The 6,272-nt window shown below is 68.0% G+C and carries 7 protein-coding genes; 6 read left to right on the top strand and 1 reads right to left on the bottom strand.

Features of this window, described 5'->3' with window-relative positions; translation table 11 throughout:
• Nucleotides 1–96: 96 nt before the first annotated feature.
• Nucleotides 97–582 (bottom strand): porin, encoded by a 486-nt coding sequence (locus tag ABSF49_RS07950; RefSeq protein ID WP_424112104.1) that lies wholly within the window; start codon nucleotides 580–582, stop codon nucleotides 97–99.
• Between the two features lie 162 nt (nucleotides 583–744).
• Between ABSF49_RS07950 and ABSF49_RS07955 the strand changes: the two genes are divergently transcribed.
• The 6 genes from ABSF49_RS07955 (at nucleotide 745) to ABSF49_RS07980 (ending at nucleotide 5,724) form a co-directional block, all read left to right on the top strand.
• Nucleotides 745–1,854 carry an energy transducer TonB gene (locus ABSF49_RS07955; RefSeq protein WP_424112105.1) on the top strand — a complete coding sequence of 370 codons (1,110 nt, stop codon included), beginning with the start codon at nucleotides 745–747 and terminating at the stop codon, nucleotides 1,852–1,854.
• Nucleotides 1,855–2,388: 534 nt separating this feature from the next.
• Nucleotides 2,389–2,997, top strand: coding sequence for an ANTAR domain-containing protein (locus ABSF49_RS07960; RefSeq protein ID WP_424112106.1), 609 nt, complete (start codon nucleotides 2,389–2,391; stop codon nucleotides 2,995–2,997).
• 99 nt (nucleotides 2,998–3,096) lie between these two features.
• On the top strand, nucleotides 3,097–3,978 hold the full coding sequence (locus tag ABSF49_RS07965) for a helix-turn-helix transcriptional regulator (protein ID WP_424112107.1): 882 nt from the start codon (nucleotides 3,097–3,099) through the stop codon (nucleotides 3,976–3,978).
• Nucleotides 3,979–4,288: 310 nt separating this feature from the next.
• Nucleotides 4,289–4,492: a hypothetical protein gene (locus tag ABSF49_RS07970; RefSeq protein WP_424112108.1), complete on the top strand. Its 204-nt coding sequence runs from the start codon at nucleotides 4,289–4,291 to the stop codon at nucleotides 4,490–4,492.
• Between the two features lie 186 nt (nucleotides 4,493–4,678).
• Nucleotides 4,679–4,915 carry a hypothetical protein gene (locus tag ABSF49_RS07975; protein ID WP_424112109.1) on the top strand — a complete coding sequence of 79 codons (237 nt, stop codon included), beginning with the start codon at nucleotides 4,679–4,681 and terminating at the stop codon, nucleotides 4,913–4,915.
• 44 nt (nucleotides 4,916–4,959) lie between these two features.
• Nucleotides 4,960–5,724 carry a hypothetical protein gene (locus ABSF49_RS07980; RefSeq protein WP_424112110.1) on the top strand — a complete coding sequence of 255 codons (765 nt, stop codon included), beginning with the start codon at nucleotides 4,960–4,962 and terminating at the stop codon, nucleotides 5,722–5,724.
• Nucleotides 5,725–6,272 lie beyond the last annotated feature (548 nt).

Below are 6,272 nucleotides of genomic sequence, written 5' to 3' on the forward strand. Positions count from 1 at the left end.
GTCGAGCCTTGCCATTCGACTCCAGGCTGTCGAACCTGCGCTTTCGCTTCCTCTCGCCTGGAAACCGCCGTTCCGCTCCCGGCGCTATCCCCGTCTTCAGGGGCTCGGCCAGTAGAACGAGTTGTGCTTGCCGACGGTGAACCCCGCCCATTGCACGTAGGCGGCATGCAGCGCCGCCCCCGAGTTCCAGTCGAAGTTTCTGTCGCCGGCGTTGGCGCGTAGTTCGACGTGGGCGAGCAGCGGGCCCATCGCGGTGTTGGTCACCGCGTCGAAATTGAGCTGGCCGCGGGTGTAAAGGCCGACGTCGCCGACGTATTTCGACGCCGTCGGCAAGTCGCCGGCGGACGCCCAGTGCGCGTTGGCGAGGCTGCCCATCGCGATCTCGGCGCCGACGTAGCCGCTGACCTTCAGGCAGGCGTCGGAGCCGGGGATGGCGAAGCCGGCGCTGTCGCCGTCCTTGCAGACCTTTACGTATTCAGCCGCGGGCGCGCCCTTCCCGCTCGGAAGGTCGGCGGCCTGGGCGCCGGCGACAACCGCCAGCGCAGCCGCCGAGCCGATCAAAAGGCTCCTCGCCAGCTTCATGTTTGTCCCTTCCAGCGCGCCTCTGACGGCCAAAGAAAACTCCGCCTGACGGGGTCGGCCCGGGTGACGTCGAGAATTCAACCTTACCGCAACGCTCGCACCCTGTCGAAAATCGCGACGACTGCCGTTAGAGTGCGTCGAGCGAAGGAGCGGAGCGGCGGCGTGGCGCGAGCGGCGGCGATCGACGGCGGCGAGTGGACGGGCGCGGGGTCGGCGCCGGTCGCCGGCGGCGCGCGCCTGCAGGCGGCGCCCCGCCGCGATCGCGACCCGTCGTCAGCGCCGCCGCGCGGCGGTTCGGCCTTGGCCGCGCTTGTTTCCCTTGCCGTCCACGCCGCGATCGTCGCCGCGGCGGCCTTGAGCCTCGGCGCGCCGCAGCCGACCGGCGAACCGGACGCGATCGCGGTCGAATTGGCGGCGTCGACCGGCGAGGCGCCGGTGGCCGCGAGCGACGCCGATCTCATGCGAGCGACGCGTGCGGCGCGCGACGACGCCGACCCGGCCGGCGCGCCGCCGTCTGCGCCGCCGCCCGAGGCCGCGACGCCCGTTCCGGCAGGCGCCGCCCAGGCGACGGCGCCTCAGCCGACGGAAACTTCGGACGCCAAGATGTCGACGCCGGCGAAGGCGTCGGACGCGGCGGCTTCGGCGCCGCCGAAATCCGACGCCGCCGCAACGCCGACGCCCGCGCATTCCGCCGACGCCGCCGACGCGCCGGATGAAACGCCGCCTGCGCCGCCGGCGCAGGACCCGACCCCCGGGGCGGCGCAAGCCGTCGTCGCGCCCGCCCCGGCTTGGCCGCCGCCGCAATCGGCGTCCGCGCCGCCCGAGGCCGATCTCACCGACGCTCCCGTCGCGCCTCGCGCCGAGCCGAAACCGTCGGCCAAGCCGCCGACGGCGGCGCGACCCGCCGCCCGGCTCGAGCCGACGGCGCGGCCGCCAGGCGCACGCGCCGCAGCGAGCGCCGCAAGCGCCCCGGCCCCGGCGCGCGGCGCGGCCGAACCCGCCGCCTATCGCAACGCGCTGATGGCGAAGATCTGGGCTGCGGCTCGCTACCCGGAGGCGGCGCGCGAACGCGGCGCGACCGGCGTCGCGACGGTGCGCTTCGCGCTCGACGGCGTCGGCGCGGTGACGCTTGCCGCCCTCGCGCAGTCGAGCGGCGATCGCGCGCTCGACGACGAAGCTTTGGCGGCGGTCAGGCGCGCGAGCCCGCTGCCGCCCCCGCCAACCGGCGCGCCGCGCGCCTATTCGGCGCCGATCCGCTTCGAGCTGCGCTGAGTCCGCGCGCGCCGGACGCGTCGCTGACGCAGGGCGAACCTGCCCTGCAGAAAGAACGGCCGTCCGAATTATCCCGGCAGCGCTGCCATAACGTTGCAAAAGGGGGGCGCGAATGGGCGGTTCGCATGTATGACAATGAGACAGGCTCTTGTGGAAATTGGGGGAAAACCTACGAAAGTCGGCCTGACTTTTCGTTGTCAGCGACGATTACTTCGCGTCTCGCAAGGCGCATGCCTGACAAATCTGTTATTTATTGAACTCTAGTCATTTATATCGTCGCGACATTCGCGTTTAGAATCCAGTCTATGCGGGAACTTGACAAGACAAAATAGATCGGTTAATTTTTCGTTACATTTTAACTAGGGTCGCAGGCGGGCGACCGTCTTGATGCAGCGGTTGCGGTGGATGCAGTACTTGGGGTGCGGTTAATTTTGTATCGGCCGAGCGGCGGGCGGGCGGCTCGGGACCATGTGACGAATCGACGCGTCGGAGGGGCCGGCGGCGCGTCGCAGCGCAGAGTCTGTGGAGTGCGTTGTGTCCGGCATGAACATCACGAGTCTGAACGACCATTCGGCGCCTGCGCGCGGGCTATCGACGGTTGAATCGGCGATTGGGTTTGGTCGTCACCGGCTGGCTCCTCTGGCGACGCCGCGACGCAGAATCGGCGACGAAGGCGCGGCCACGCGCGATGACGAAGCTGCGCCTTCGCCGACCCGGACGCTGCTGCTGATCGACGACGTGCGTCTGCGGCGCGAGTGTCTGTTCCATCTTTTGAGCGCCGAACTGCCCGAGTTCGAGGTGCTGGCGTTCGCAACGACGCAGCCGCCCGAAACCTGGGCGGCCGCATCTCCGGACGTGGTTCTCGCCAGCGCGCCTTCGAACATCACCGCTGACGGGCTGCCGATCCGTGAGATCGTCGTCGCCGCGAACGGCGCCCCCGTATTGCTGTTGACGGAATCGGAAGGCGACGACGACGCGCGAGCGGTCGACGAACCCGGCGTGGCGGGACGATTTCCGACAGCCTGCGGCTCAGACCTGCTGATTGCAGCGATTCAACTCGTTCTGGCGGGCGGACGGTTTCAGATCCCGGTCCGCTCCACTGGCAAGGCGGCGTGTCGCCCACACTCGGGCGCCCCGGGATAAGGAAGAAATAGAAATACGGCGCTGAAACCGCGCGGCGGCGGGTTCGGCGACGGGAGGGAAGCAGTCAGTCTCAGCGAGCTCAAATCTTCGAGGACGTCCATGTTGGCGCAGCCTTCGAGACCCGCCGTCACCCCCTCGCATCCCATTCAGGGCGCGGAAGCCTTTGGGCGCGAGGCATCGCCCTGGCGCGCGGCGCTGGTCGCGCCGCGGGGCCTGTTCCGCGACGGCTTCGCCCACCTTATCGCCACCTGCGTCGCCGAAATTCACCTCGAGTGTCACGACGACGTCGAGGACGTCGTTCCGGGCTCGGCCCGGCTCGGCTTGCTCGCGTTCGACCCCATCGCATGCAGTCGAGAGACGCTGAGCGCCAGGATCGAAGCGCTGCGCGCGCGCTGCGACGGCGCGCCGATCGGCGTGGTGACCCTGGACGAACGCGCTCCCGGCGCCGCCGCTCTCGGCGCGCTGGGAGTCGCCGGCGTTGTGTCGCTTTCCGCGAGCGTGGAGATCGCCGTTGCGGCGGTGCGTCTGATGTCGGTCGGCGGCTATTGCCTGCCTCCAGAAGCCTGGCCGACGGCGGCGACCCGCCAGATCGAGTGGGACGCGGACGAAGAAACCGCGACGGCGCAACTGGTCGAAGAGGCAAGCGCGACCGACGAGCGCGCGAGTCTCCGCCATAGTCTCACCGCTCGCGAGCGCGACGTGATGCGCAGCCTGCGCTCCGGCTATCAGAACAAGATGATCGCCTTCGAGCTCGGCATCTCCGAGAGCACGGTGAAGGTCCACCTGCGCAACATCATGAAGAAGCTGAACGCGTCGAACCGCACCCAGGTGGCGCTTGGCGGACCGGCGTTATTCGATCGTTCCGGCGCCCGCGCCTACGCCGCAGTTGGGCCGCGCGACGAATTCGACCCCGGCGTCTCCGAGCGCGCGCGCAGCGCGCGGCGCGCCAGGGTCGAAGCGGATATTCTCCCGCTCGTTTAGCGGTCGTCTCACCCTTCGCCTCGTTTCGTGACGCCGCCGAATGGGTCGCCCCCGACCGGCGGGAATCGCCATGCGTGGCCAGAGGCGGCCTCTACCTCATTCGGAGTAAGCAATAAGAGGGAGACGAGCACAATATTAACCACGATTTCCTCGGGCTTCCCCGTTTCTCTGTCCGAACAGACAACTATCAAATCCTACCCATTGAAGGACAATCGCTCGGTCAAAGCAGAACGAAGGCGCGCCATGACGAATAGTCATGGGGTAGCAGACTGCAGGCCTTCGTTATTGCGCCAGTACTGGGAGAATTGTCATGAAGGGTAGCATTTTCGTCGTTGCTATGCTCGCCGCCTCGCTGACCTCGGCCAGCGCCTTCGCCCATGGCCACAGCCACGGCTCGTCCGGCCCGAGCAGCTCCAACGTCTCGATCGTCTCGCAGTGGGGCGGCAGCCACAACACCGCGACCGTGGTCCAGGCCCAGTCCATCACCGTGGTCATCGGCGGCTTCGGCTACTAATCGAGGCGAACGCCAGTCCGCTCGTTAGGGCGGCGAGCTCGCGCCGGCGCATTTCCGGCGCGAGCTGCCGGCGCCCTCGAAGGACGGCGCGCGGCTCACTCTCCCAAAGGCGATCAGGAGCGGACCGTTCCCGTCGCCGCCGCGCTCAGCGAAGCAAGCGCAAAGTTTGAATTGCAGAGGCGCCCCATGACCACGCTCGTGCTTGCCGCATTGCTGACCGCCGCAGCGGCGGATTCCGCCAGCGGAACCACGCTCTACAGCTCGCAGCTGTCGAGCCCGTCGGGAACGGCGATCATCATGCAGAGCGGGCCGAGCGGAACCAAACCGATCGTCCGTAAGACGATCCGCCCCGGCTATTCGATCCTGCAGCAGCAGAGCGGCGGCAATTCCGCGATCGTCATTCAACAACAGAGCGGCGACTAGCTGGGAACGCAGACGGCGCGACCAGCCGCCAGATGGAGCCGGCGATGAAGACCTTCTTTGCGCAAACCGCGGCGGACGCTCCGCCTGCCTCGCCAACCGGCGCCAGGGGCAAGCACGACTTCACGCCGGCGCGCCGCCGGCCATTGCGGGGAAATACGATGAAGATGTTCACATTCGGGTCGGCTCTCGCGATCGCGGCGGCGTGCGCGGCGACATCCGTCTATGCGAAGCCGAGCGGGAACCCCGCCGGGCACGCCGCCGCCGGGCATGTCGCCGGGCACGTCCATGGCGCCGTCAAAAGCGTCACGGTGACGGGCGACAACATCACCAAGACCATTATCGAGACCAACAAAATCAACATCGTCGACCTCACGATCACCGGTGACAACGACACGGTGACCGTCGAGGAGATCGGCAAGATCAACAGCGTCGTCTCCTCGATCGTCGGCACCGGGGACACCGTGACCGTCGAGCAAATCGGCAAGATCAACAGCATCGTCTCTTCGATCGTCGGCGCCCAGGTCACCGTCGTCGGCATTCAGGTCGGCGTGCGAAACAGCTTCAGCTCCGTCGCATACGGAAACTCCAATACCTCGGTCGCCATTCAGTTCGGCAAAGAGAGCAACGTCTCGCACATCACCCAGTGGGGCGATTACGAAACGGCCTTCGTCGTGCAGTCCGGCCCGCATAATTTCTCGTCGATCGTCCAGGGGGAGAGGTCTGATCCGCCGGCGGCCGCGGATCCAGCCGCCGCCAGCCCGACGGAAGACCGCGGCTGCCGCTACGGCCGCTCCAACTTGTGTCTCTGACCGTCTTCTCGTCGAGCTCGTCTCGGTCGGCTCGCAGCGGAACGCGAGCCGACCAACTCGCGCCGCCGCGCGCCGCGCACGCAAGCCGATTCACCCGTCGAAATTCGCCAGGCTCGGCGCCTCGTCTCGGATGAACGCGCGCCGCGGCTCGACGACGCCGACCATCAACTTGACGAAAATGTCGTCGGCCTCGTCGACCACACGAACCTTCACCTGAGGCGACGAGCGCGCCGGGCGGTCGAGGCTTCCCGTCCTCGCTGCCGTTCCCGCGCGTCGCGATGAGCGCGAGATCGCTCGAGGCTTTGGCGCGGCGGCGCGGTTCGGCGGCGGCAGCGGGGCGCTGCGATCCGCCAAGGCCAATCTCCGCCGCCCTGGCGATTTGCGGCCGCCGCGCCTAAATAGGGGCGAACAACAGGAGCGCGACGTTCATGAGAGGGTTTCTGATTCGCGCGGCGGTGGTCGCGCTCGGCCTGTGGCTTGCTTCGCAGATCGTTCCCGGCGTCGAGATCCGCTCGACCGGCAGCCTGATCGCCGCGGCGCTGCTGCTG

The sequence above is a fragment of the Roseiarcus sp. genome (assembly GCF_049514155.1).
Lineage (GTDB): Bacteria > Pseudomonadota > Alphaproteobacteria > Rhizobiales > Beijerinckiaceae > Roseiarcus.

What these genes read in the sequence shown, in the direction of transcription:
- ABSF49_RS07950 (WP_424112104.1), bottom strand. Translation starts at nt 582, where the DNA reads ATGAAGCTGGCGAGGAGCCTTTTGATCGGCTCGGCGGCTGCGCTGGCG.
- ABSF49_RS07965 (WP_424112107.1), top strand. Translation starts at nt 3,097, where the DNA reads ATGTTGGCGCAGCCTTCGAGACCCGCCGTCACCCCCTCGCATCCCATT.
- ABSF49_RS07970 (WP_424112108.1), top strand. Translation starts at nt 4,289, where the DNA reads ATGAAGGGTAGCATTTTCGTCGTTGCTATGCTCGCCGCCTCGCTGACC.
- ABSF49_RS07975 (WP_424112109.1), top strand. Translation starts at nt 4,679, where the DNA reads ATGACCACGCTCGTGCTTGCCGCATTGCTGACCGCCGCAGCGGCGGAT.
- ABSF49_RS07980 (WP_424112110.1), top strand. Translation starts at nt 4,960, where the DNA reads ATGAAGACCTTCTTTGCGCAAACCGCGGCGGACGCTCCGCCTGCCTCG.